The following is a 24,695-nucleotide window of genomic DNA, read 5'->3' as shown; positions in this document are numbered from 1 at the left end:
GCCTGCGATCTTTTGATCTTTCGCTTGAGATTCAAGCGTCTAGGGAAAGATCGCAGCCTCGTTGCACTCGACAGCTCCTACAAGGCCCAGCGGGAGCAAGCTCCCTCGCCACAGACAGTCCAGGTGTTCTTAGATCACCAGCGACAGCAACAAGATGAAGATCAGCGCTACCACGGACAGGATGGTTTCCATCGCAGTCCAGGTCTTGAAGGTTTCGGCCACGGTCATGTTGAAGTACTGCTTGACCAGCCAGAAACCGGCATCGTTAACGTGAGACAGGATCAGCGAACCGGCACCGGTCGCCAGGACCAGCAGCTCACGGTTCACACCCGGAATCATCCCGACCACTGGTACCACGATCCCGGCACCCGTGATGGTTGCCACGGTCGCCGAGCCTGTGGCGATGCGAATCACCGCCGCCACCAGCCAGGCCAACAGGATCGGTGAAATCTGCGCACTCACCGCCATGTGACCGATCACATCACCCACACCGCTGGTGACCAGCATCTGCTTGAAGCCACCGCCTGCACCGATGATCAGAATGATCGCCGCAGTCGGTGCCAGACTCGCGTCCAGCCACTTGAGTATCTGGCTGGAACCGATGCCCTGCTTGTAGCCGAAGGTGTACAGCGATAGCAGCAACGCCAACAGCAGTGCAGAAATCGGATGCCCGATCAGGTCCATGAACGTGCGGAAGAAATTGCCTTCAGGCAGCACCACATCGGCAAAAGTCTTGAGCAGCATCAGGAACACCGGCGACAGCACGGTGATCAGCGTGATGTTGAAGCTCGGCAGATCGGCAGAATCGGTCTCACGGGCCAGTTGATCCACCAGCTCCTGATTCGGATGGCCGGGGATGTGCTTGGCAATGAATGTACCGAAAATCGGCCCGGCAATAATGGCCGTTGGCAACGCCACGATCAGGCCATAGAGAATGGTTTTACCGATGTCGGCACCAAATACGCCAATCGCCAGCAGCGGGCCCGGGTGCGGTGGCACCAGGCCGTGGACCGCGGAGAGACCGGCCAGCAGCGGGATACCGATCTTGATGATCGAGACACCGGTGCGACGCGCCACGATGAACACCAGCGGGATCAGCAGCACGAAACCGATTTCAAAGAACAGCGGAATGCCCACCAGGAAGGCGGCGAACATCATGGCCCACTGAACTTTATCCTTGCCGAAGGCACGGATCAGGGTTTGGGCGATCTGATCGGCCCCGCCCGATTCGGCCATCATTTTGCCGAGCATTGTGCCCAACGCCAGAATGATGCCGACAAAGCCCAGCACGCCACCGAAGCCGTCCTGGAACGCCTTGATGATGGTGCCGATCGGCATGCCCGAGGTCAGGCCCAGAAAAGCGGCCGCGATGGTCAGTGCAATAAACGGGTGGAGTTTGAACTTGGTGATGAGGACGATAAGTCCGATCACCGTAACCACTGCATCAAGCAGCAGAAACGTCTCGTGGGACATGCCGAACATGGGAGGTGTCTCCTGATTTGTTGTTGTTATTGAAGCGGTTATTTATAAGCCGTCGGGACAGCGCTATCTTTCTGACGCAAAATTTTTGCAATTCAACTGGCCAGCTTCAAACCGTGATCCACCCACCAGACATAAGCCTGATGAGCCAGTTCATCGACGCTGTGGCTGGACGCGTCCAGAGCCAGGGTCAGGGGCTCGCCAACAGGGGATTGAAGGGTGGCAAACTGGCTGTCGATCAGAGTCGACGGCATGAAGTGCCCCGGACGATGGGACACGCGGTCGGCGGCCACTTCAGGGGTCAACTCAAGAAACACGAAGCCCAGGCCCGGCAAGGCGCTGCGCAGACGTTCGCGATAACTGTGCTTGAGGGCCGAACAGGTCAGCACCGGACGCTCGCCCATCGCATCGACACGGCGCAACTCGTCGCACAGGCTGTCAAGCCAGCCGGCACGGTCGTCGTCGTTCAAGGGGATACCGGCGCTCATCTTCTGGATGTTGGCCGCAGGGTGGAAAGTGTCGCCTTCAATGGCGGTGGCGCCGCTCAACTGGCACAGGGCCTGGCTGACGCAAGTCTTGCCGCAACCGGCAACGCCCATGATGACCAGGGCGGTGATGGGATTATTCATGTAACACCTCAGCGCGCAGACAGCGCTACCTTTGCAAGTTGTGACACCAGAGCAAAAGCAGAAGTTGCCGACGCCTTCTTGTCATTTTTGTGGTTGCAGCATGTTCGTTCACAACGCTAACGGTCAGGGCTCAGGCAAACCCCGCTCACGCATTTGCAGCCGCGTCGAGACAGCGCTACCTTAGTGCCTTGATTTTTGTTTGGCAAGCCGCCCTGATGACCGTCACTAAAAACGATAAGAATACCCGCACCACCGGCCGCCCCACGCTCAACGAAGTCGCACGCCTGGCCGGTGTCAGTCCTATCACCGCTTCCCGTGCCCTGCGCGGCGTCAGCACCGTTGCCGAAAGCCTGGTGGAAAAAGTCCGCCAGGCCGCCCGCGACCTGAACTACGTGGTCAACCCCGCCGCCCGCGCCCTGGCTTCGGCCCAGAGCCATTCGGTGGTGGTGCTGGTGCCGTCGTTGTCCAACCTGTTGTTCATCGACACCCTGGAAGCCATTCATCGTGTACTCAGGCCCAAAGGCTTCGAAGTGGTGATCGGCAACTATCACTATTCCCGGGACGAAGAAGAAGACCTGCTGCGCAACTACATGGCCTACCAGCCACGCGGTCTGTTGCTGACCGGCTTTGACCGTACCGAAAGTGCCCGGCGCATGATCGAGGCCAGCAACATTCCCTGCGTGTACATGATGGAGCTGGACCCCGGTGCGGGCCTTAACTGCGTCGGCTTTTCTCAGCTCAAGGCCGGTGAGACGGCAGCCGAACACCTGATCGCCCGGGGGCGCAAGCGTCTGGCCTATGTCGGCGCGCAACTGGACCAGCGCACGTTGCTGCGCGGCGAAGGTTTTCGCCGTGCTCTGCAGCACGCCGGCTTGTACGACCCGGATCTGGAACTGCTGACGCCACGGCCATCCTCGGTCGGACTGGGTGGCGAGTTGTTTTTGCAGCTGCTTGCCAGCCATCCGGACGTCGATGCAATCTTCTTCGGCAACGACGACCTGGCCCACGGCGCGCTGTTGGAAGCCCTGCGCTGTGGCATCAAGATCCCCGAACAGGTTGCGGTCCTGGGCTTCAATGACCTGCCCGCCTCGGCCTACATGGTGCCGCGCCTGAGCAGCATCAGTACGCCACGGGAAGCCATCGGCCGTCGCGCCGCCGAACAGATGCTCACGTTGATGGCCGGCAACCGCATCGCCCAACCGGTGGTGGACATGGGTTTTGAGCTCAAGGTGCGCGAAAGCACCTGAGCCTGTTCCACGACGGTGATGCAGTGGGCGGTAAAAAGCCGGGTTAAAGACCCGGCTTTTTACGCGATGTGTGTCGATTCAATGACCGAACAGATTCACCTTCTTGGTCTTTTTGTCAGCGCGTTTTTCATCGGCGGTTTTCGCCGGTTTTTTCTTTGCCGCTTTTTTTGAATCCATGCCTTTGGCCATGATACCTACTCCACTCATACGGGATGTGAAGTCAGGTATACACCTATCGCCGCAGACATGTTCTTTTATAATCACCCTCCCCTTCACCGCCCCTGACGTTGCCATGTCCCAGATCCACTACACGCTGCTCGATGAACCCTTGTGGCCGCTGATGAACAAGTTCTATCGCGCCCACCAATCCTCAATGAAAGCCGTGCGTGAAGCGCAGTTGTGGGTGGCGCGGCGGGATGAAATCATCGCGGCCCTGTGTTTGCGACCGGTGTCGGGGGGACATTGGCTGACGGGGTTGTTTGTCGAGCCGGCGTATCGCATGCAGGGGATCGCGGCGCGCTTGATCGACAAAGCGGTGAAAGGCGTGGAAGGACCGGTCTGGTTGTTCTGTCACCCGGATTTGCGCGGTTTCTATGAGCAGCAGGGGTTCAGCTTCGACCCCGTGCTGCCTTATGCGATGGCCGAGCGCCTGAGTCGCTATGCGCGCAGCAAGCCGATGATTGCGATGGGGATGGAACCTAAAACACAATCCTGAAGTGCAATACAGTCGAATGTGGGAGCGGGCTTGCTCGCGAATGCGCAGTGTCAGCCCAGTAGATGTCAACTGACACACCGCATTCGCGAGCAAGCCCGCTCCCACAGGGTTTTATGTCGGTTATCAGCTAGTCGTCCGCCGCCGGATCAAGGTCGGGAAACATCACCTCGGTAAAACCGAACTTACTGAAATCCGTGATGCGCGACGGATACAGCCGCCCGATCAGGTGGTCGCACTCATGCTGGACCACCCGCGCATGAAAGCCCGAGGCCACCCGCACAATCGGCTCACCTTTGGGATCAAAGCCTTCGTAACGAATGTGCTGATAGCGATCAACCGCGCCGCGCAGGCCCGGCACCGACAAGCAGCCCTCGAACCCCTCCTCCATCAGTGGGCCCAATGGCGTAATCAGCGGGTTGATCAGGATCGTCTGGGGTACCGCCTCGGCATCCGGGTAACGCTCGCTGTGCTCGAAGCCAAAGATCACCAGTTGCAGGTCGATACCGATCTGCGGCGCCGCCAGGCCGACGCCACCCACGCTTTCCATGGTCTGGAACATGTCGTCGATCAACTGCCACAACGCGGGGCTGTCGAACATTTCCGGCGGCACCGGCGGGGCAATACGCAGCAGGCGTTCATCGCCCATTTTCAGGATTTCACGAATCATGGTCAGGTTTCGTCAGTGTGGGGGTGAGGAATGGAATGGTCACGGCCCAGGCCCGACACATGCTGCTTTTCGTGTTCGCCCGGGCTCTTTTCGCCACGGTCCTTGCCCTCGGCGGACATGTGCTCGATCACCGCGTTCATCTCCGCACCGAGCAACAGCACCGCCGAAGAAATATAGAAGTACAGCAATAGCACAATGATCGCGCCGATACTGCCGTACATGGCGTTGTAGTTGGCAAAGGTCTTGACGTAAAACGCAAAACCCAGGGACGCGATGATCCACACCACTACCGCCAGCACCGACCCTGGCGTGATAAAGCGAAACTCCTGTTTGACGTCGGGCATCACGTAATAGATCAACGCCACGGCCACCATCAGCAAAAACACGATCACCGGCCAGCGTACGACGGTCCAGAGCGTAACGATGAAATCCTCCAGCCCGACCTGGGCCGCGATCCAGCCCATCACCTGCGGCCCGAGCACCATCAGCGCCGCAGCAGCCAGCAGCATGCCGGCGATGCCAATGGTGTAGAAAATCGACAGCGGAAAGCGCTTCCAGACTGGACGACCCTCCACCACATCATAGGCGGCGTTCATCGCGCTCATCATCAACCGGACACCGGCGGAGGCCGTCCACAACGCAATGACGATACCCACCGACAACAAGCCGCCCTTGGATTGCTGAAGCTGGTCGATCACCGGGTTGACCTGCTCCAGGGCCTGGGGTGGCAACACCAGTTCCGATTGCAGGCGCAGCCAGGAGAAGAAGTCCGGCAAGTGCAGGAAACCGATCAGGGCGATCAGGAACAGGATGAAGGGGAACAGCGAAAACAGCATCTGGTAAGCCAACGCCGAGGCGTAGGTCGACATCTCGTCGTCGACGAACTCGGTCACGGTGCGCATCATCACACGATGCAAGGGCAAGCCTTTCAAGGCCGGGAACATCATGTGCGTCTCCTTTCGCCGCATAAAGGTAGGTCGCTTGGCGACTCATGGGATTGTTATCCAAGACAAAAGTAACCTGTTTGGCGACTTTTGGAACGATTTCCACGCTGCAAGTTCGAGCCGACATGAAAACGGCCATCCGCAGATGGCCGTTCCAAGCGTTTTTCAACAGGCCGGTTATGCCTCGTCGACGCCTTTCTTGACGGCGTCCTTGGCCTTGCCCACAGATTGCTGGGCCTCGCCTTTTTTCTCCTGGACCACGCCCTCGGCGCGCATGCGGTCATTGTCGGTGGCCTTGCCGACGCCCTGCTTGATGTTACCAACGGCTTCGTTGGCAACGCCCTTCACTTTATCGCTCGTGCTACCCATGATGTCTCTCCTGTGAACAGCTGTGGGAAAAGTCATTACATAGGGGTTGACCGAGGCCATTTGCGGGGAGTTTCATTTTTTCAACGGCACATTTCATCGTCGAATGCAGGTTGCGCTTTATGTTTGCCGATCCACCCCCGAGAATGCCCCACGTATTCAGGCTGCGGCCTGAGGCTCCAATCCCGTAGGAACGTTATGAAACTTGATAAAAAGCAGGCCATTGCCCGCAGGAACCAGGAACTGGGCGGCGCCGTACTGGGCGTCAATAACTGCCATTTCAGCGAATTGAACCGTAACCGCAACATTTTCTGGTTCGATATCCCGGTGGCACGCTTGGCCATCGGTCAGTACGAATGGATTCACCTGCTACTGCACACACCGGCCACCGATGAATTGCTGCACCTGAAAGTGCCGACGGTGTTCCTGCGCGAGAAACTCGAAGGCCTGGAAGTGCGCAACCAGGGCAAGCGCAAGGCGGCCCTGAGCCTGGAGCTGAGTGCCGACAAGGATTCGTACCTGCAAGACATGCGGCCGGGTGGCACCAACCTGGATTTTGCGCAGTTTCGGTTGTAACCAATCCGTATAGCTGCCGGGCTTCCTGTGGCGAGGGGATTTATCCCCGCTGGGCTGTGAAGCAGCCCCACGCTTTCATGAGCCACACCAATCTGTCATACAAGACGCAGGGGGTTGCTGCGCAACCCAGCGGGGATAAATCCCCTCGCCACAGGTTTTTGGTGCCTGCCGGGACAATCCCAAACAAAAAGCCCCGCAATCGCGGGGCTTTTTGTTTATAGCGGCCTTACTTCTTCAGACCCAGCTTCTTCAGCTCTTCATCGCGCAACTCGCGCCGCAGGATCTTGCCCACGTTGGTGGTCGGCAACGCATCGCGGAACTCCACCGCCTTGGGCACTTTGTAGCCCGTGACGTTGGCGCGCATGTGTTCCATCACCTGCTCCTTGGTCAGCGTGACACCTGGGCGGGGCACAATGAAAATCTTGATCGCCTCACCGGATTTTTCGTCCGGTACGCCGATAGCTGCGCACTGCAGGACGCCCGGCAGGGTCGCCAGCACGTCCTCCAGCTCATTGGGGTACACGTTGAAGCCGGAGATCAGGATCATGTCTTTCTTGCGATCGACGATGCGCATGTAGCCGTCCGGCTGGATCAGCGCGATATCGCCGGTCTTGAGCCAGCCTTCGCTGTCGAGGATCTCGTCGGTGGCGTCCTGGCGCTGCCAGTAGCCCTTCATGACCTGTGGACCTTTCACGCACAATTCGCCGATTTCGCCCAATGGCAGTTCGTCACCCGCGTCATTGATAATCTTGCACAGCGTCGACGGAACAGGAATGCCGATGGTGCCCACGTGGATTTTCTGAATCGGATTGACGGTGGCGACCGGGCTGGTTTCGGTCATGCCATAACCTTCGCAGATAGGGCAGCCGGTAACCGCTTTCCAACGCTCGGCCGCGGCCAGTTGCAGGGCCATGCCACCGGACAAGGTCACCTTCAATGCCGAAAAATCCAGGTTGCGGAAGGCTTCGTTGTTGCACAGGGCCACGAACAATGTATTGAGGCCGACAAAACCGCTGAACTTCCACTTCGACAGTTCCTTGACCATCGCCGGGAGGTCACGCGGGTTGCTGATCAGGATGTTGTGGTTGCCGATCAGCATCATCGCCATGCAATGGAAGGTGAAAGCGTAGATGTGGTACAGCGGCAGCGGCGTGATCAGGACTTCGCAACCTTCATTGAGGTTGGACCCCATCAGCGCCTTGCACTGCAACATGTTCGCCACCAGGTTGCGGTGGGTGAGCATCGCCCCCTTGGCCACGCCGGTGGTGCCGCCGGTGTATTGCAACACGGCCACCTCGTCGCTGGTCGGGTTGGCTTCGGTCACTGGCTGGCCGTGGCCCTTGCTCAGCACCTCGTTGAACTTGATGGCCTTGGGCAAGTGATAAGCGGGGACCATCTTCTTGACGTACTTGATCACGCTGTTGATCAGCAAACGCTTGAGGGGCGGCAGCAGATCGGCGACTTCGGTGACGATCACGTGCTTGACGCCCGTCTTGGGCACCACAGCCTCGGCCAGGTGCGCCATGTTCGCCAGGCACACCAGCGCCTTGGCACCGGAGTCATTGAACTGATGTTCCATTTCCCGCGCGGTGTACAGCGGGTTGGTGTTGACCACGATCAGACCGGCGCGAATCGCACCGAACACGGCAACCGGGTACTGGAGAACGTTGGGCAGTTGCACGGCGATTCGATCGCCTGGCTGCAAATCGGTATGCTGTTGCAGATACGCAGCAAAGGCACCGGACAATTCATACAGTTCACCGTAGGAAATTGTCTTGCCCAGGTTGCTGAATGCCGGCTTGTCGGCGAAGCGTTGGCAGGACTGCTTCAACACCGCCTGAATATTCGGATACTCGTCTGGATTGATGTCGGCAGCAATCCCAGCTGGGTACTTATCCTTCCAAAAGTCTTCGATCATGGAAGCCCACTCCTCAGCAACGCGAATTCTCACCGCATTTGATGCGATTATTATTGGTGTGTGTTTATTGGTGAATCTGGCCTAGTTCAACGCCGAGAAGTCACAAAAGCGCGCCGAGAGTAGCAGCTTTGCCAAAGGTCGCCTAGAGCCAAAAGTGGCCCCTACAGTCATAAATCTGACTCAAGAATATGCAGTGGTCATTTTTAGAGTAAAAATTCTATCCACTTGGATTAATGGGTCTTATCTGTAAAAGATCGCAGCCTTCGGCAGCTCCTACAGGAAATCCGATTCCCTGTAGGAGCTGCCGAAGGCTGCGATCTTTTCTTTGATGCTGCCGGAAGAATCAGGCGATATCGCGCAACTCCCGCCGCAAGATCTTGCCCACTGGCGTCATCGGCAACGATTCTCGCAGCACGATGTGCTTTGGAATCTTGTAACCGGTGAAGTTCTCCTTGCAGTAAGCCTTGAGCTCTTCAAGGCTGACGCCCGTCTCGCGCGGCACCACGAACAGTTTCACCGCCTCCCCCGAGCGCTCGTCCGGCACGCCGATCACCGCGCAGTTGGCAACTTTCGGATGGGCCATCACCACGTCTTCGATTTCGTTGGGGTACACGTTGAAACCCGAGACGATGATCATGTCTTTCTTGCGATCGACGATGCGCACGAAACCGTCCGGGTCGATCACCGCGATGTCACCGGATTTGAACCAGCCCTCGCCATCCAGCACCTCGGCGGTGGCTTCGGGCTTGTTCCAGTAACCTTTCATGATTTGCGGGCCCTTGATGCACAGTTCGCCGCGCTCGCCCAATGGCTGTTCGGCGCCGTCGTCGCTGACCACTTTCATGAGCGTGCCCGGCACTGGCAGCCCCACCGTGCCCAGCCGGGACTTCGTGCCATAAGGGTTGGTGCAGGCCACCGGCGAGGTTTCGGTCAGGCCATAGCCTTCGGTGATACGGCAGCCGGTGAGCTGTTCCCAACGCTCGGCGGTGGCCTTGACCAGCGCAGTGCCACCGGAGTTGGTGAGCTTGAGGCTGGAGAAATCCAGGGTCTTGAAATCCGGATGGTCCATCAACGCCACGAACAGCGTGTTGAGCCCCAGCAACGCCGAAAAACGCCAGTTCTTAAGCTCCTTGATAAAGCCACCGATGTCCCGCGGGTTGGTGATCAGCACGTTGTGGTTGCCGGTGACCATCATGCACATGCAATTCGCCGTGAAGGCATAGATGTGGTACAGCGGCAGCGGCGCGATCATCACCTCCTGGCCTTCGCGCAGCAGCGGTTGGCCGTCATCGCCGAACTGGCCCAGGCAGGCCCGGGCCTGCTGCATGTTCGCTACCAGGTTGCCATGGGTCAGCATCGCCCCCTTGGCAAGGCCGGTGGTGCCGCCGGTGTATTGCAGCACCGCGATGTCCCCGAGGCTGACTTTCAGCGGTTTGATGTCATGGCCCCGTCCCAGGCGCAACGTGCTCTTGAAGGAAACAGCCTGGGGCAGCGAATAGTCAGGAACCATCTTCTTGACCTTGCTCACCAGCGTATTGACCAGCCAACCTTTGGCGGCTGGCATCAGGTCGCCCATCTTCGCCTCGATGAGGTACTGCAGATCGGTGTCAGGCAGCACCTCCTGGACTTTCTGCCCGAACAGGTTCATGTACACCAGTGCCCGGGCGCCGGAGTCCTTGAATTGGTGACGCATTTCCCGCGGGGTATACAACGGGTTGGTGTTGACCACGATCAGCCCGGCGCGCAAGGCACCGAACACGGCGATGGGGTATTGCAGGACATTGGGCATCTGCACCGCGATACGATCGCCAGGCGCCAGGTCGGTATGGGCTTGCAGGTAACCGGCGAAGGCAGCGCTGTAGCGCTCGAGTTCGGCATAGGTCAGGGTAACCCCCATGTTGCTGAACGCCGGACGGTCGGCGAATTTCTTGCAGGAACGCTCGAACACCTCGATCACCGATTTGTAGGCCCCCAAGTCAATGTCCAGGGGCACGCCGGCCGGGCGTTTGTCATTCCAGAAATCAGGCTGCATTGTTTTTATCCTCTTTACCTGAACGTGTCCGGGCCGCTTCTGTGGCTCTTGCACAGGCGGTGCTCTTGGGACACTAGCAGCTATGGCCAATCAGGCAAATATGGCAACCTGCTTCATAGATAGTGTGAATCTACCTGCCACGACGTAACGTAACGTGACCTGATCAGGCGAGACGCAACGGATGCGCTATACAATGCAGCGACGCTGTGTTTGCCCTTGTGTATGCCCGTGAGTAAAGGAATGCCCATGATCCACCAAACGTTCATGCTCACCGCCACCGACCACAGCCACCTGTTCGTCAATCAGTGGCTACCTGAAACCGCCCCTGAAGCGGTGATCATGCTGGCCCACGGCATGGCCGAACACAGCGGCCGCTACGCGCGTCTGGCCCAGACGCTGTGCGATGCAGGCTATGGCGTCTATGCGCCGGACCTGCGCGGTCATGGCAAGACCGGCGAAGCGGCGACGCTCGGCCATTTTGCAGACGAGGATGGCTGGGCCAAGGTAGTCGGCGACCTGGCCAGCCTCAATCAACACATCGGCCAGCAACACCCCGAGGTTCCCATCATGTTGCTGGGTCACAGCATGGGCAGCTACATCGCCCAGGCGTACCTGTTGCATCACAGCGCCAGTTTGCACGGGGCGATTCTCAGCGGCTCGAATTTCCAGCCCGTGGCGCTCTATCGTACCGCGCGCCTGATCGCCTGTTTCGAGCGAAAGCGCCAGGGTCCCAAGGGCCGCAGCGCCCTGATCGAGTGGCTGTCCTTCGGCAGTTTCAATAAGAAATTCAAACCCACGCGTACCCCCTTCGACTGGCTCAGTCGCGACCCGGCCGAGGTCGACAAGTACCTCCACGACCCGCTGTGCGGCTTTCGTTGCACCAATCAGTTGTGGGTCGACCTGCTCGGCGGCTTGCAGCAGATCAGCAAAGCGTCCAATCTCGCCCAGATCGATCCGGGCCTGCCCCTGCTGGTGATCGGCGGCGAATGTGATCCGGTGAGTGAAGGCAAGCGTCTCAAGGATCTGGCCGACGCCCTGCGCGGCACCGGTAGCCAGCACTTGCAATTGACGATTTACCCGCAAGCCCGGCACGAACTGTTCAATGAAACCAACCGCGATGAAGTGACGGCCGACGTGCTGGCCTGGATTGCCCAGGCCCTGAGTCACAAGCGACCGCCACGCAGCGAATAGGTTTGCAGCGTTTTCCTTTACTCGTCACAGGATTTGATAGATGACCCAGGTTACCAACATCCCCTACGAAGCCCTCGAAGTCGGCCAGACCGCCAGCTACAGCAAGACCGTCGAAGAGCGCGACATTCAGCTGTTCGCCGCCATGTCGGGCGATCACAACCCGGTGCACCTGGATGCCGAATTCGCCGCAGCGAGCATGTTCAAGGAGCGCATCGCCCATGGCATGTTCAGCGGTGCGCTGATCAGTGCGGCGGTGGCCTGCGAGCTGCCTGGGCCGGGCACCATTTATATCGGCCAGCAGATGAGCTTCCAGAAGCCGGTGAAAATCGGCGACACCCTGACCGTGCGCCTGGAAATTCTTGAAAAACTGCCGAAATTCCGCGTACGCATCGCCACTCGCGTGTTCAATCAGCGCGATGAACTGGTGGTGGACGGCGAAGCTGAAATCCTCGCGCCGCGCAAGCAACAGACCGTGACCTTGCCGACGCTGCCGGCGATTACGGTCGGTTGATCCACCCGCATTTACGGTGGATGACTTGTGGCGAGGGGATTTATCCCCGTTGGGCTGCGAGGCAGCCCCCCTGCGCTCGGCGCTGACACCGCAGTGATATAAAGGTGTTGGGGCCGCTTCGCGCCCCAGCGGGGATAAATCCCCTCGCCACAAAGTTATTGCGGATCTTCACGCACCTGCACGCTCGCCGTCATCCCCGCGCTCAGGTTCACCCCTTCGGGCACCTTGTCCAGCTTGATCCGCACCGGAATCCGCTGGGCCAGGCGCACCCAGTTGAACGTCGGTTCGACCTCGGCCAGCAGTTGCGCATCGGGGTTGGTATTGCGGTCGGTGATACCGCGACTGATGCTTTCGACGTGACCTTGCAGGACATGGTCAGCGCTCATTAACCAGACCTTGACCGGATCACCCACGCGGATCCTGGGCAGTTTGGTTTCTTCGAAATAGGCCTGCACGTAAAACGTTGAATCGTCGATCAGCGCCATGACCGGTTGCCCGGCATTCACGTAGTTGCCCTCGGCCAGACGCAGGTTGGTGATATGGCCGCCCCGTGGGGCCAGCACCTGGCTGCGGGCCAGATTGAGCTCGGCGACCTTCGCCTCGGCCTGGGCCTCGCGCAGTTCGCCCCGGGCGATGCCGGCGTTGATCTGGGCGTTCTCGCGCAACTCGGCGCTGATAGCCTGAGGCCCCAGGGCGGCGCGTCGACTGGCTTCGTGTTCACGCAAACTCAGTTGCTGCTGGCGGGTCTGAACCACCGCCCGGGCTTTCTCCAGCGCGGCCTCAAAACGTTCGCGGTCGATGCTCAGCAACAAATCGCCTGCCTTGACCTGCTGGTTATCCACCGCCTTGAGCTCACGCACCCAACCCGATACGTCAGGGGCGATCACCACCACGTCGGCGCGAATCCGCGCATCCCGGGTCCAGGGCGTGAGCATGTAGTACTGCCACAGATGAAACCCGGCGAAGATCGCCACGGCCACCACGCTCAGCGTGACGGCAACACGTACGGAGGTACGCATGTTCAACTCCTTATAACGGTCCGAGGACCAGGGTAATAACAGTCAGGACACAGACATACAGGGCGCAGTCGAACAAGGCTTCATGCCAGATCCAGCGCCCGACCGGCACGAGGCTGAGCAACAGGCGTAGCCCACCGGTCACCAGCAAGGCCAGCACCACATAAATCAAAAACGGGCTGAGCAATACCCCGCCTATCGACCACTCACGCAAGCCCATGGCTGTGCTCCCGTTGTTCAGGTTCATGCTGACGGCACCAGGCGCGCCAGCTGTTCTGCAATTGCACCACCGCGCCCTGGGCCAGTTTCAGCGCATCGCCGGGCGGTTGCGTCGACAACACCTTCAGGAACTCGTCGCTCGCCGGGCCCAGTGCTTCGGCCTGATCAACTGCCGGACCGCGCTCAAGCACCTGCTCCAGCGCATCGAAATAACGGCGCTGGGCCCGGTTATCGGGCATTTGGGCGACGGCCAGACTCAAACGCAGGTGCAGCAACTCGTCCCCCATGTCCAGGCCCAGCAATCCGTCATCCCAACGGCTACGCGCCGGCACCGGCAGTTCGGGATAATGCCGCGCCAGTTGCAGCAGCCGATCAGCCATGCGCCCGCCGAACCAGCTCTCGGCGCCCCGCAGGTTACGACGCGTGAGGCGCACCAGATCATCAAGCGTGGCAGCCAGCAGACGACGGCTATGCCAGGCTGGATCGCGCAGAATCAGCAGGTTGAATGCCAATACCGCCGCGCCCACTCCGATCATCATCGCTTGCGCATTGTTGAAGAACGCCGCCACGTCATATTTCATGGCGTTGAGCGGCGATATCAGCACCACGAAATGCAGACAGAACGAGGTGGCCGTAGCGAAAATCTGCGGCTTGGCCATGCCCAGCGCTCCCAGGAACAGCGGCACGCCCATGGCCATGCACAACATCGCAAAACTGCTCCACTGCGGCAGCAAAATCTCGCCGATCACAAACGCCGTCGGCACCGCCAACAGAATTCCCCGAAGAAAACTCATGCCGATCTGCGCGCCGTTTTCACGACTGGCGAACAGACTGCACACCACACAGGTGAGCACCAGCGCGCCTGAGGCGGCGGGCCAGGCAGTGGCCAGCCAAAAACAGGCGACCGCCAGAAATGCCAGGGCGCTGCGCGCACCGAACACCATGGCCAGGGGTAGGTCACGATGGGGCGCCAGGGTACGCGGCGGATCCACCGCCTCCCTGCCCTCTTGCACCGCCCTCAAGGCTGCGCAGGCGGCCAGGGCGGTATCGAGCAACAAGGCGAAGCGGGCCAGGCAATAACTTTGCGCCGAGCTGATCAGTGGATCGTGAGATGCGTCCAACACCCGTGGTCGCAGGGCGTGCAGGGTCGCGCTGTCGGCGTCGAGGGCTTGTTGCACCTCGCTCATCCAAGGCTTGAGAGCCTCGGCTTCCTCAGGGTCGAGTTGTTTCCATTGCCGCCGTACCGAGCGGGAGATGCGCAGCAGCATCAGCAGTTTCTGGCTCAGAGCGCTGATGGCCCGAGCCCGTTGCCGCCCCAGGCTGCCTTCGAACCAGGCGTGCTCGCGCTGGGCGTCCACGGCGACGATCTTGCCGAGGATTTCCAGCAGCCCCTTCCGGGCCTGGGCATCCCCCGTTAGCGTCGCCCGGGCCGCCTGCATGCCGCTCTGCCAGGCGGCACGGGCCTGATCGGCCAATTGCCGCTCGACCCGCAACGGCCAGAGCAACGCGCTGGCCGCCGTGGCGCAGACAATGCCCAGGCTGATCTCCGTACAGCGTGCCACCGCCTGATCGAACACCCCCAGCGGATGGGAAATCGCCGGCAAGGCAATGATTGCCACCGTGTACCCGGCCAGCACAAACGAATAGGACCAGGCGCTGCGCAGCAGTGTGGAACAGGCCGTGCACACGCCCAGCCACAGGGCCAGCGCCAGCAGGAACAACCACGGTGCCTGGCCAAACAGCCCCATGAACACCACGGACATGACGGTGCCCACCAACGTTCCGAGCAGCCGCGCCAAGCCTTTTTGCACCACCATTCCGGACAGCGGTTGCGCCACGATGATCGCGGTCATCAACGCCCATGAAGGCTGCTCCAACCCCCACCGCAAGGCCAGCCAAAGCGCCAGCCCGCCACCGAGCACGGTCTTGATGGCGAATTGCACAGCGAGGCGATCGGGGGCGAACAGGGCCTGGAAAGTAATGGGCACGCGAAAAACTCTTCTGGGAACGCAGTAACGATAGATGCAATAAAAGGGTGATGGAGGGTGCAATTATTAGCTGGCTATCTATTTGAGTCCAGCGCCACAGTGACATGATCGGCATAAAAAAACGCCAGACAGGCTGGCGTTTTTTAGCTCAGGGCGCGTTTAAGAATGCACGCGCGCCTCGTTACGCAGGGCTTTTACCTGGTCATGGTTACGCTGCACGCCATGGTACTGACGCTCAACCAAGTCGCGAATGCCTACCAGGTTGTGCTTGCTGATTTTCTCCATGGCTTCCTTGTAAGCCTTCAGAGCATGGTCTTCGCCGCGCTCGGCTTCGTTAAGGACCGCTTCTTCGTCCTTGCCAGTGAACACGGCTTTCACGTCGACCCAACGGCGGTGCAGGTCACCGGCCACGCTGGTCGAGGTTTCCGGATCGCCGCCCAGCGAACGTACGGCAGCTTGCAGCTCAGCCGCCGCAGTGGCGCAGTCTGCGGCGCGCTGGGCGAACAATGCCTTGAGTTGTGGATGCTTGATGTCTTCAGCGCAAGTCTTGAAACCTTCCTGACCGTCTTTGCTGGTTTCGATCAGGTCGTTCAGGACGGAGATGGATTCTTTGTTGATGTCGGTCATTTTTCAATTCCTTTGCTTGGTGAATAAAAACCTACAAGGAATATTGCATCGGCCGTGCCAGCCCAAGACCACCAACAAAACACTTAACAATCAATAAGTTAGTCAAAAACAAAAAAACTGTATCCGCGTTATTTGCATGATCTGTCATTTGGCCTGCATGCAGAATGCCTGTATTTTCCAGGTTGACTGAATCAAGACCCAGACCATGAATCCGCAAAAGCTCGAACTGCTGGTCACGCGCCAGATGCCTTTCGGCAAATACAAAGGCCGAATCCTGGCCGACCTTCCCGGGCAATACCTGAACTGGTTCGCTCGCGAGGGTTTTCCTCACGGGGAACTGGGCGCTTTGCTAGCGCTGATGCAGGAGATCGACCACAACGGTCTGTCGGATCTGCTTGACCCACTGCGCGCCAAACATGGCAAACCCAAGCCCCAACATTGATTGAGCCCCGCCATGCCCGAGAACACCCTGCGCGCCCACGATGAAAGCTTCTGGGAGACTTTCGTGGGCCGCTACGATGTCGACCCTCATGCTCCGCTCAATCTGGAAAACGGCTACTTCGGCCGCATGTCCCGGACCGTGGTCGAGGAGTACCAACGCAACATCGAGTTCGTCAACCGCGGTAACTCGGTGTACGTACGCCAGCATTTCGACCGGGACCATGGCGAAGCGATTCGCCAGCAAGTGGCACAGCTGATCCACGCATCCCCCGCTGGCGTAGCGCTGGCCAACAGCGCTGTAGACGCTCTGCAAACGCTGATTCGCAACTACAACGGCCTCAAGCCTGGCGATCAGGTATTGATCTGTGATCTGGAATACGCGTCGGTCAAAAGCGCGATGCGCTGGCTGGCCCGGCAGCGGGGCGTGCAGGTCATTGAACTCGTCCACCCCTACCCCGCCAGTTTCGAAAGCCTGGTGGGCACTTATCGCCAAGCGTTCATTCGTTATCCGCGCCTCAAGCTGATGGCGCTGACTTACGTCAACCACCTCACCGGGCTGGTGATGCCGGTCCAGGCCATTGCCGAGACCGCTCGTGAGTTTGGCGTCGATATCATTCTCGACGGTGCCCATGCCTTGGGCCAGATCGATTTCGACCTGAAAAAGCTCGGTATCGAATTCGCCGGGTTCAACCTGCAGAAGTGGATCGGCGGGCCACTGGCCCTGGGCTTTTTATACATCGCACCGCAACGGCTGGCCGACATCGACCCGGACATGGACGAAGATCATTGTCCTGCCACTGATGTGCGCTCGCGAACGCCCCACAGCACGCCCAATATCCCGGCCTTGCTCACGCTGCCTCTGGTACTGGAGGAGCACCGTGCATTGGGGGGCGCATCGGCCAAGGGCGCGCGGCTCAGTTATCTGCGCGACCTCTGGGTGAATGCCGTGCGTGATGTGCCGGGTATCGAAATCATGACGCCGGACGATCCGCGCCTGTACTGCGGCATCACGTCGATGCGCTTCACCGACCACCCCGATCAACAGGCGATGGCTGATCGACTGCTCAATGACTATGGGATCTTCACAGTGGTGCGTAACACCAGTGTCGGGCCGTGTATCCGCATTACGCCTGGGTTGATTACGTTGGCGAGTGACATTGAGCGGTTGACTGCGGCGCTGATTAACCTGAGCCGAATGTAGTTGTGGCGAGGGGATTTATCCCCGCAGGGCTGCGCAGCAGCCCAGCAAGGTGGGACTTAACCTATCTGACGCACCGAGATGTCAGGTTTCGGGGCCGCTGCGCGCCCCAACGGGGATAAATCCCCTCGCCACAAATCCAGCGTTCATCCAGCGCGGTACGATAAAACCCAGGCAAAAAAAACGGCGCGCCGACCAAGCGCACCGTAAAACCGTAGAACACCCAACGAAGGTTCGGTAAGACAATCAGTCCAGCAGCGCCAGCGCCTCAGCGGTGCATTCCTGAATACGGGCCCAGTCGCCGTTCTTGATCCACTCAGGATCAAGCATCCAGCTACCGCCCACGCACATCACGTTTTTCAACGCCATGTAGCTCTTGATATTGGCCGGGCTTACGCCGCCGGTCGGGCAGAATTTCACTTCACCGAACGGGCCGCCCAGGGCCTTGATGGCCGCGACACCGCCGCTGACTTCTGCCGGGAACAGTTTGAAGCGGCGATAGCCCAGGCCATAACCTTCCATGATGCCGGAGGCGTTGCTGATGCCCGGCAGCAACGGGATCGGGCTGTCAACGCTGGCCTCCAGCAAATCACGGGTGATGCCTGGGGTAACGATGAACTGAGAACCGGCGGCCTCGGCGGCGGCCAGCATGTGGCGATCGAGCACCGTGCCGGCGCCCGTCACCAGTTCCGGACGTTGCTCGCGCAGCACCTGGATAGCCTTGAGGCCGTACTGGGAACGCAAAGTCACTTCCAGCGCCGTCAGGCCGCCAGCAGCCAGGGCATCGGCCAGCGGCAGAATGTCCTGCTCACGGGCGATGGTGATCACCGGCAGGATCCGCGCCTTGGCGCAAAGGCTGTCGATCAGGGTAACTTTGTCCGCCATGGAAACGGTCGGGGATGGGTTTTTCATAGCGGCTGATCCTTGGTTCATGGGCACCAGTAAATCTCTAACGTAGGTTGCAAAAACGCGCGAACCGGCATTTCGGCAACATTGTCACCGGCCACCGCAGCGTTCAGGGTGGTCAATTTCGACTGACCGGAAATCGACAGCACTTTGTGCTTGGCCGAGGCCAGCAGGGCGCGGCTCATGGTCAGGCGTTGGTGTGGCACGGTGGGCGCCAGCATCGGCCAGCAGCGGCGAACGCCATTGGCATCCAAGGCTTGAGCCAGGTTCGGGCTGGCGGGGAACAACGAGGCGGTGTGCCCGTCATCGCCCATGCCCAACACCAGTACGTCGATAGGCGGCAGCTCGGCCAGCAAACGATCGGCCTGCTCGGCTGCGGCTTCCAGGTCGGCGCTGGCGCTGTAGAGGCTCAGGAACTGGGCCTTGGCCGCCGCACCTTGGAGCAGGTAACGCTTGAGCAGACCGGCGTTGCTGTCAGCGTGCTCAACCGGCACCCAGCGCTCGTCGGCCAGGCTCACTACCACGTTCGACCAGTCCAGCGCCTGTTTGGCCAGGCTCTGGAAAAACGCCACCGGGCTACGACCGCCGGAGACCACCAGGGTCGCCGTGCCGCGCGCCTCGATGGCCGTGCGTAATTGCTCGGCCACCTTCAACGCCAAGCCCTCGGCCAACAGCATCGGGCTTTTGAATTCGTGGGCGCTGACGCCCTGCGGCAGTTTCACTTCAGATATCGCCATACCATGACCTCCCATCCCGCGTGATCAGTGCAATGGAGCTCATTGGCCCCCAGGACCCGGCCGCATACGGCTTGGGCGCATCGCCGGATTTCTTCCATCCGGCAATCAACTGGTCACACCACGTCCACGCGGCTTCAATTTCATCTTTACGGACAAACAGGTTCTGATTGCCGTTCATGACTTCCAGCAACAACCGCTCGTAGGCATCGGGAATCCGCGCGCTGCGATAGGTGTCGGAAAAGTTGAGTTGCAACGGACCGCTGCGCAATTGCATGCCCTTGTCCAGGCCTTGCTCCTTGGTCATCACCCGCAAGGAAATCCCTTCGTCCGGTTGCAGGCGGATGATCAGTTTGTTGCTGATCTGCAAGCGCTGCTCGGGGGCGAAGATGTAGTGGGACGGTTCCTTGAAGTGAATGACGATCTGCGACAGCTTCTGCGGCATGCGCTTGCCGGTGCGCAGATAAAACGGCACCCCGGCCCAGCGCCAGTTGCGAATGTCGGCGCGCAGGGCCACGAAGGTTTCGGTATCGCTCTGGGTGTTGGAGTTGGGCTCTTCCAGGTAACCTGGCACCGACTTGCCCTCGCTGTGGCCGGCGATGTACTGGCCACGCACCACTTGAGTGGTCAGGCCTTCCGGGCTGATGGGCGCCAGGGCCTTGAGCACTTTGACCTTCTCGTCACGGATGCTGTCGGCGGACAGGTCGGCCGGCGGGTCCATGGCAATCAGGCAGAGCAACTGCAACAGGTGATTCTGGATCATGTCGCGCAGTTGGCCGGCCTTGTCGAAATAGCCCCAACGGCCTTCGATGCCGACCTTCTCGGCGACAGTGATTTCCACGTGGGAAATGTAATTCTGGTTCCACTGGGTTTCGAACAGGCTGTTGGCGAACCGCAGCGCGATCAGGTTCTGTACCGTCTCTTTACCCAGGTAGTGGTCGATGCGATAGGTGCGGTTTTCCGGGAAGAACTGCGCCACGGCGTCGTTGACCTTGCGCGACGATTCCAGGTCCGAGCCGATGGGTTTCTCCAGCACGACACGGGTGTTTTCGCACAAACCGACCTTCGCCAGGTTCTCGCAGATCGCTCCATACACCGCCGCAGGGGTGGCAAAATAGGCAATGACTTGCTGGGCTGAACCGGCCTGCTCGGCCAGGGCGACATAGTCGTCGGCCTTGAGGAAATCCACGTGCAGATAAGTCAGTCGCCCTAGGAAGCGTTCGACCACGGTCTCGTTCAGATCCTTGTCGCCCACGTAGCGGCGCAACTCAGCGGCGATGAACGCCAGGTGTTGCTGCTCGCTGCCCGGCTCCCGGGCCAGGGCAATGATCCGCGTGTCCTCGTGCAGCAGGTCGGCGCCATCGAGCTGATAAAGGGCAGGAAACAGCTTGCGCAAGGCCAGGTCGCCCAACGCGCCGAACAAGGCGAAGGTGCACGGTTCAACCGTAATCGAATGCATGATGTTTGTTCTTTTATCAAGTTAAGCTACAAATACCTTTTTTCAAGGCATCACTCAAGGAAAAATGTAGTAATAACCACAACATTTTTCGAAAATACCGATTCCGAGTGGTGGTACACCGGAGCCATCAGTAGGATAGGCCACCGCAAAGGGTCGTATCAAAGACCCGTCTTTCTAGGAATCTTGTATGGACCGCGTGCGAAATTTACTGGAACAGATCCAGAGTCGCCTTGAAGACCTGAACAAGGCAGAACGCAAAGTGGCCGAAGTGATCCTGCTCAACCCACAGCAGGCCACTCGCTTCTCCATCGCTGCCCTCGCCCAGGCCGCTTCGGTCAGCGAACCCACCGTCAACCGTTTCTGCCGTTCATTCGGCGTCAGCGGCTACCCGGAACTCAAGCTGCAACTGGCCCAAAGCCTGGCCAGCGGCGCCGCGTATGTCAGTCGCGCGGTGGAGGCCGATGACAATCCGGAAGCCTACACCCGGAAAATCTTTGGCAGTGCCATTGCCTCATTGGACAGCGCCTGCCAGGCCCTTGATCCCAATTTGATCAGCCGTGCCGTGGACCTGCTGATCCAGGCCAGGCAGATCCACTTCTTCGGCCTCGGCGCTTCGGCACCGGTGGCGCTGGATGCCCAGCACAAGTTCTTCCGCTTCAACCTGGCGGTGACCGCCCACGCCGATGTGCTGATGCAGCGGATGATCGCGTCAGTGGCCCACACGGGCGAGCTGTTCGTGATCATTTCCTACACCGGCCGTACCCGCGAGCTGGTGGAAGTGGCGCGCATTGCCCGGGAGAACGGCGCGTCGGTACTGGGGCTGACCGCCGAAGGCTCGCCCCTGGCCAAGGCCAGCACCCTGAGTCTGAACATCCCACTGCCCGAAGACACCGACATCTATATGCCGATGACCTCGCGGATCATCCAGCTCACCGTGCTGGACGTGCTCGCCACCGGCATGACCTTGCGCCGCGGTGTGGACTTCCAGCCGCATCTGCGCAAGATCAAGGAAAGCCTCAATGCCAGCCGGTATCCGGTGGGGGATGAGTTCAACTGACTCAATCCAAAATCTTCAGTGCCTGATCGTCCGTCTTCGCGAGCAAGCCCGCTCCCACATGGGGTTCGAGTTGTTCACATAATTTGTGATCAAACATGGACCTTGTGGGAGCGGGCTTGCTCGCGAAGGCGCCAGTCGCCACACCAGAGATCCTGAGTTAAGCCCCCACCCACGCCTGCAAACTCAAATGCGCCCGCTCCCCCGGCGCCAGGCACAGGCTATCGGTGCCGCCGCTGGCCGCCTCGACACACACGAATTCGCTGATTTCATCCCAGCTCACCCCCAGCAAAGGCCGGGCACCGGGATGCCACACCACGGTATCGGCGCTGGCGCCGGTGTCGATGTACAGCTCACGCTGCCAGGCGTGGTCCTTAAGCTGCAGTTCACCCTCATGCTGGAACACCCGCTGACAACCGCCCTCGACGCGCAAGTCGCCTTCCTGCTGACAGACTGCGCGATTCAACTGGTCGTAGCCCTGCGCGCCTTCGAGCCCGGACAGCGCTATCTCACCGACATCACCAATACGCCAGTAGGCGTGCAAAGCCTGGCTCAATTGGCACGGCAGGCTGTCTTGATGCTCGGTGCTCAAGCGTAATTCCATACGCTCGCCCAAGTCGGCGTGCAGGTCCACCTGCCAGTCGCACAACTGGAGCTGCCAGTGCAGGTGCACGCCTGTTTCATCGCTGCGGCTGTCGAGCAGTTTCCAGTCGATCAACCGTGCCCAGCCATGAGACGGCCAGGCGTTTTCGCTGGGGTGACGGCCATACCACGGCCAACACACCGGCACCCCACCGCGTATTGCGCCGACTTGTGGCCACTTGGCCGCGCACCACAGCCAGGGTTTCTGACCCCGCGGCTGAAAGTGCAATAGCTGCGCGCCCTGACGACTGAACACCGCCTGGCACAGCGGATGATCGATCACCAGCACATCGCGTTGCCGATAGCGCTCCCACGCAAACACCGGGCGCTCGCGCAAAGATCTGAAAAAGCGTTGTAGCGGATGCTCATGCATGAGCTGCGGTCCTGGAAATCATTGAGTTGCTCATTTGTTTGCAACGCGCTCTTTTTGTGGCGAGGGAGCTTGCTCCCGCTGGGTTCTGTAGGAGCTGTCGAGCGAAGCGAGGCTGCGATCTTTCCACAGCCAATTGAATCGAGAGCGAAAGATCAAAATCAAAAGATCGCAGGCTTCGCCAGCTCCTACAAAACCCAGCGCAAGCAAGCGCCCTCGCCACAGGTCCTGTGTTAGCGAACACACACCCCAAAAAAAAGCGGACAGCCTTGGCCATCCGCAAATATGCGCACATAGAGAGGAGCTTATCGCAACAGCGTTAGAACACCGACTGAATTTTCAGACCGGCGACCAGCGCGTCGTCGACTTCATTCACACCACCTGGATGCGTGATGTATTGCAGGTTAGGGCGTACGGTCAGCCAGTTGGTCACGTGGAAACCATAGTTGATTTCGTAGTTGTATTCGGTGCCACGCAACGGCGAAAACAACGGATCGTCGTAGTCGCTGACACCATTGGCCGCGTTGACCAGCTCGGCGTTTTTCTTCACATCTTCGTTGACATGGATGCGGGAAAAACCGATCCCGACGTCATCTTTAGGACGCGCATTGAACGGCCCCTTGTACACGAACATCAGCGACTGGTAGTTGTCGACGACGTTGGTTTCCTTGTCATGGAAGGTGGCGTTGGCCGCAATGTTCAGACCGCGCGAGGCGTCGCCATTGTGGCTGGTGAGCTGTTGCTGCACCACGAACCAGTAGCCATCCTTGCTGCTGTGGCTGCGGTAGGCGTTACCGGTTGTCGCGGCATCCTGGCCATTGTCATCTTCGCGGACGTCATCAGCCTTGGCCGTACTTTTGTAGTAACCGATACGGTACTCGCCTGGCAGGCTATTGAGCTTGGGCGACCAGACCAACTCGACCGGAATGAGCGTGCCCTGGGTGCCACTGCCGCTAAGCTTGTAGCGGTTGCCGTTTTCCAGTTGCGAAGGGTTCTGGTTGTAAGCACCGATCTGCGCATAGAGTTCCGGCGTGAGGTTGTACTTGACGCGAATCGCCGCCTGCATGATCGGCCAGTTGTACCAGATGCCGGTTGCCCAGTTACCGGCTTGCGAACCGCAGAACGCCAGGTTCTGGAACTCGCACGGGAAACTGTTGAAATCTTCACCGACCCCGTAATAACCGGCTTTGACATCCAGCTTACTGTCGAAATACTGCTGCTTGATCCACAGCTGGGTCAGACGGGTGGTTTGCCCACGGCCCCAGACTTCCTGGGAAGAGCTGAGGGTGCCGGCACGTGGATCACCGATACGGTCGTTGGAGATGTTGCGACCGTCCCGGCGAGTGAATTGAATCTTGGCCGTGGTATCACCCCAACCCGCCAGTTTCTCCAGGTCCAGCGCTACGCCCAAGCCAAACTGCTGGGACCAACGCGCAGTCTTGTCATCGTTGTAACCGCCGTCGAGGTTGGCCCCCATCTCACCAACAAAATCAGCCTTGATATCGATACCTTGCTCGATCAGCCTGGTCCGCTCGCCACCCCAGTCGCCCGTCATCCACTGCGAATCGGCGCTGAAAGCCTCGGCCGCATGCGCACTACCGGCCAGCATCATCGCCGCAACAGCGGACAATTGGCAGACACGCTGGGCGTTGTTGTTCTTCTTCATCCCTACATCCTCGTCTTTATTGTTATTAACTGTTTTTATCTAACGCGGTTTACAACGATTGCGGTGAGTGGTCCCCCACTCACCGCATACCCCTTGTGGG

Annotated in this window: 24 protein-coding genes; 8 read left to right on the top strand and 16 right to left on the bottom strand. The window is 59.5% G+C overall.

Annotated features, from left to right (window positions below):
- Positions 1 to 129 precede the first annotated feature (129 nt).
- Together BMY45_RS09940 and BMY45_RS09935 are read right to left on the bottom strand one after the other, a co-directional pair.
- Positions 130 to 1,482 carry a GntP family permease gene (locus tag BMY45_RS09940; RefSeq protein WP_047228337.1) on the bottom strand — a complete coding sequence of 451 codons (1,353 nt, stop codon included), beginning with the start codon at positions 1,480 to 1,482 and terminating at the stop codon, positions 130 to 132.
- 92 nt (positions 1,483 to 1,574) lie between these two features.
- On the bottom strand, positions 1,575 to 2,108 hold the full coding sequence (locus tag BMY45_RS09935; RefSeq protein WP_076386036.1) for a gluconokinase: 534 nt from the start codon (positions 2,106 to 2,108) through the stop codon (positions 1,575 to 1,577).
- A gap of 215 nt (positions 2,109 to 2,323) precedes the next feature.
- Here BMY45_RS09935 and BMY45_RS09930 point away from each other — a divergent pair, with 215 nt between their 5' ends.
- Together BMY45_RS09930 and BMY45_RS09925 are read left to right on the top strand one after the other, a co-directional pair.
- On the top strand, positions 2,324 to 3,355 hold the full coding sequence (locus BMY45_RS09930; RefSeq protein ID WP_092397106.1) for an HTH-type transcriptional regulator GntR: 1,032 nt from the start codon (positions 2,324 to 2,326) through the stop codon (positions 3,353 to 3,355).
- Between the two features lie 292 nt (positions 3,356 to 3,647).
- Positions 3,648 to 4,070 (top strand): GNAT family N-acetyltransferase, encoded by a 423-nt coding sequence (locus BMY45_RS09925; RefSeq protein WP_092397104.1) that lies wholly within the window; start codon positions 3,648 to 3,650, stop codon positions 4,068 to 4,070.
- 127 nt (positions 4,071 to 4,197) lie between these two features.
- Here the strand turns inward: BMY45_RS09925 and def are convergent, their stop codons facing one another.
- From def to BMY45_RS09910, 3 genes are all read right to left on the bottom strand, one after another.
- A complete protein-coding gene (gene def, locus BMY45_RS09920; RefSeq protein ID WP_092397101.1) occupies positions 4,198 to 4,737 on the bottom strand; it encodes a peptide deformylase in 540 nt (179 codons plus the stop codon).
- A 2-nt stretch (positions 4,738 to 4,739) separates the two neighbouring features.
- A complete protein-coding gene (locus tag BMY45_RS09915) occupies positions 4,740 to 5,684 on the bottom strand; it encodes a YihY/virulence factor BrkB family protein (RefSeq protein WP_092397099.1) in 945 nt (314 codons plus the stop codon).
- A gap of 174 nt (positions 5,685 to 5,858) precedes the next feature.
- The gene (locus BMY45_RS09910) at positions 5,859 to 6,050 is read right to left on the bottom strand and encodes a CsbD family protein (protein ID WP_092397097.1); all 192 of its coding nucleotides are present in this window, start codon (positions 6,048 to 6,050) and stop codon (positions 5,859 to 5,861) included.
- A gap of 195 nt (positions 6,051 to 6,245) precedes the next feature.
- On the opposite strand from BMY45_RS09910, the gene BMY45_RS09905 reads away from it, so the two are divergent.
- Positions 6,246 to 6,623, top strand: coding sequence for a hypothetical protein (locus BMY45_RS09905; RefSeq protein WP_025212261.1), 378 nt, complete (start codon positions 6,246 to 6,248; stop codon positions 6,621 to 6,623).
- A 226-nt stretch (positions 6,624 to 6,849) separates the two neighbouring features.
- Here BMY45_RS09905 and fadD1 read toward each other — a convergent pair whose 3' ends face one another.
- Together fadD1 and fadD2 are read right to left on the bottom strand one after the other, a co-directional pair.
- Complete coding sequence (fadD1, locus tag BMY45_RS09900) at positions 6,850 to 8,541, bottom strand: long-chain-fatty-acid--CoA ligase FadD1 (RefSeq protein WP_092397095.1); 1,692 nt, start codon at positions 8,539 to 8,541, stop codon at positions 6,850 to 6,852.
- Positions 8,542 to 8,884: 343 nt separating this feature from the next.
- On the bottom strand, positions 8,885 to 10,573 hold the full coding sequence (fadD2, locus tag BMY45_RS09895; RefSeq protein WP_092397093.1) for a long-chain-fatty-acid--CoA ligase FadD2: 1,689 nt from the start codon (positions 10,571 to 10,573) through the stop codon (positions 8,885 to 8,887).
- Positions 10,574 to 10,819: 246 nt separating this feature from the next.
- Here fadD2 and BMY45_RS09890 point away from each other — a divergent pair, with 246 nt between their 5' ends.
- Positions 10,820 to 11,764: an alpha/beta hydrolase gene (locus BMY45_RS09890; RefSeq protein WP_092397091.1), complete on the top strand. Its 945-nt coding sequence runs from the start codon at positions 10,820 to 10,822 to the stop codon at positions 11,762 to 11,764.
- A 40-nt stretch (positions 11,765 to 11,804) separates the two neighbouring features.
- Positions 11,805 to 12,275: a MaoC family dehydratase gene (locus tag BMY45_RS09885; RefSeq protein WP_003184579.1), complete on the top strand. Its 471-nt coding sequence runs from the start codon at positions 11,805 to 11,807 to the stop codon at positions 12,273 to 12,275.
- 155 nt (positions 12,276 to 12,430) lie between these two features.
- On the opposite strand, the gene BMY45_RS09880 is transcribed toward BMY45_RS09885, so the two are convergent.
- The 4 genes from BMY45_RS09880 to BMY45_RS09865 all read right to left on the bottom strand — a co-directional run bounded on the left by BMY45_RS09880 (position 12,431) and on the right by BMY45_RS09865 (position 16,125).
- Positions 12,431 to 13,294 (bottom strand): efflux RND transporter periplasmic adaptor subunit, encoded by an 864-nt coding sequence (locus BMY45_RS09880; RefSeq protein WP_092397089.1) that lies wholly within the window; start codon positions 13,292 to 13,294, stop codon positions 12,431 to 12,433.
- A gap of 10 nt (positions 13,295 to 13,304) precedes the next feature.
- Positions 13,305 to 13,511 (bottom strand): DUF1656 domain-containing protein, encoded by a 207-nt coding sequence (locus BMY45_RS09875; RefSeq protein ID WP_092397087.1) that lies wholly within the window; start codon positions 13,509 to 13,511, stop codon positions 13,305 to 13,307.
- Entirely contained in the window at positions 13,498 to 15,498 is a 2,001-nt protein-coding gene (locus BMY45_RS09870; RefSeq protein ID WP_092397085.1) for an FUSC family protein, read from the bottom strand. Before BMY45_RS09870 ends, BMY45_RS09875 begins: the two co-directional genes overlap by 14 nt.
- 159 nt (positions 15,499 to 15,657) lie before the next feature.
- Entirely contained in the window at positions 15,658 to 16,125 is a 468-nt protein-coding gene (locus BMY45_RS09865; RefSeq protein WP_092397083.1) for a PA2169 family four-helix-bundle protein, read from the bottom strand.
- A gap of 205 nt (positions 16,126 to 16,330) precedes the next feature.
- On the opposite strand from BMY45_RS09865, the gene BMY45_RS09860 reads away from it, so the two are divergent.
- A complete protein-coding gene (locus BMY45_RS09860) occupies positions 16,331 to 16,567 on the top strand; it encodes a DUF3820 family protein (protein WP_092397081.1) in 237 nt (78 codons plus the stop codon).
- 12 nt (positions 16,568 to 16,579) lie between these two features.
- Entirely contained in the window at positions 16,580 to 17,767 is a 1,188-nt protein-coding gene (locus BMY45_RS09855; protein ID WP_092397079.1) for an aminotransferase class V-fold PLP-dependent enzyme, read from the top strand.
- 243 nt (positions 17,768 to 18,010) lie between these two features.
- Here the strand turns inward: BMY45_RS09855 and BMY45_RS09850 are convergent, their stop codons facing one another.
- From BMY45_RS09850 to zwf, 3 genes are read right to left on the bottom strand one after another with little or no spacing between them, the layout of a single operon-like run.
- Positions 18,011 to 18,676, bottom strand: coding sequence for a bifunctional 4-hydroxy-2-oxoglutarate aldolase/2-dehydro-3-deoxy-phosphogluconate aldolase (locus BMY45_RS09850; protein WP_092397077.1), 666 nt, complete (start codon positions 18,674 to 18,676; stop codon positions 18,011 to 18,013).
- Positions 18,677 to 18,693: 17 nt separating this feature from the next.
- Positions 18,694 to 19,407, bottom strand: coding sequence for a 6-phosphogluconolactonase (gene pgl, locus BMY45_RS09845; protein WP_092397075.1), 714 nt, complete (start codon positions 19,405 to 19,407; stop codon positions 18,694 to 18,696).
- Complete coding sequence (gene zwf / locus BMY45_RS09840; RefSeq protein WP_092397073.1) at positions 19,394 to 20,863, bottom strand: glucose-6-phosphate dehydrogenase; 1,470 nt, start codon at positions 20,861 to 20,863, stop codon at positions 19,394 to 19,396. The genes pgl and zwf overlap by 14 nt, the downstream gene beginning before the upstream one ends.
- Before the next feature lie 196 nt (positions 20,864 to 21,059).
- On the opposite strand from zwf, the gene BMY45_RS09835 reads away from it, so the two are divergent.
- On the top strand, positions 21,060 to 21,920 hold the full coding sequence (locus BMY45_RS09835) for a MurR/RpiR family transcriptional regulator (protein WP_171061416.1): 861 nt from the start codon (positions 21,060 to 21,062) through the stop codon (positions 21,918 to 21,920).
- A 157-nt stretch (positions 21,921 to 22,077) separates the two neighbouring features.
- Here the strand turns inward: BMY45_RS09835 and BMY45_RS09830 are convergent, their stop codons facing one another.
- Positions 22,078 to 22,932: a D-hexose-6-phosphate mutarotase gene (locus tag BMY45_RS09830; RefSeq protein ID WP_092397071.1), complete on the bottom strand. Its 855-nt coding sequence runs from the start codon at positions 22,930 to 22,932 to the stop codon at positions 22,078 to 22,080.
- Between the two features lie 316 nt (positions 22,933 to 23,248).
- Positions 23,249 to 24,595 (bottom strand): carbohydrate porin, encoded by a 1,347-nt coding sequence (locus BMY45_RS09825; RefSeq protein ID WP_092397069.1) that lies wholly within the window; start codon positions 24,593 to 24,595, stop codon positions 23,249 to 23,251.
- Positions 24,596 to 24,695: the final 100 nt, after the last annotated feature.

The organism is Pseudomonas sp. NFACC39-1 (genome assembly GCF_900110355.1).
Lineage (GTDB): Bacteria > Pseudomonadota > Gammaproteobacteria > Pseudomonadales > Pseudomonadaceae > Aquipseudomonas > Aquipseudomonas tehranensis.
The sequence above is the reverse complement of the archived record's forward strand: the minus strand, read 5'-3'. Positions and strand labels throughout refer to the sequence as shown.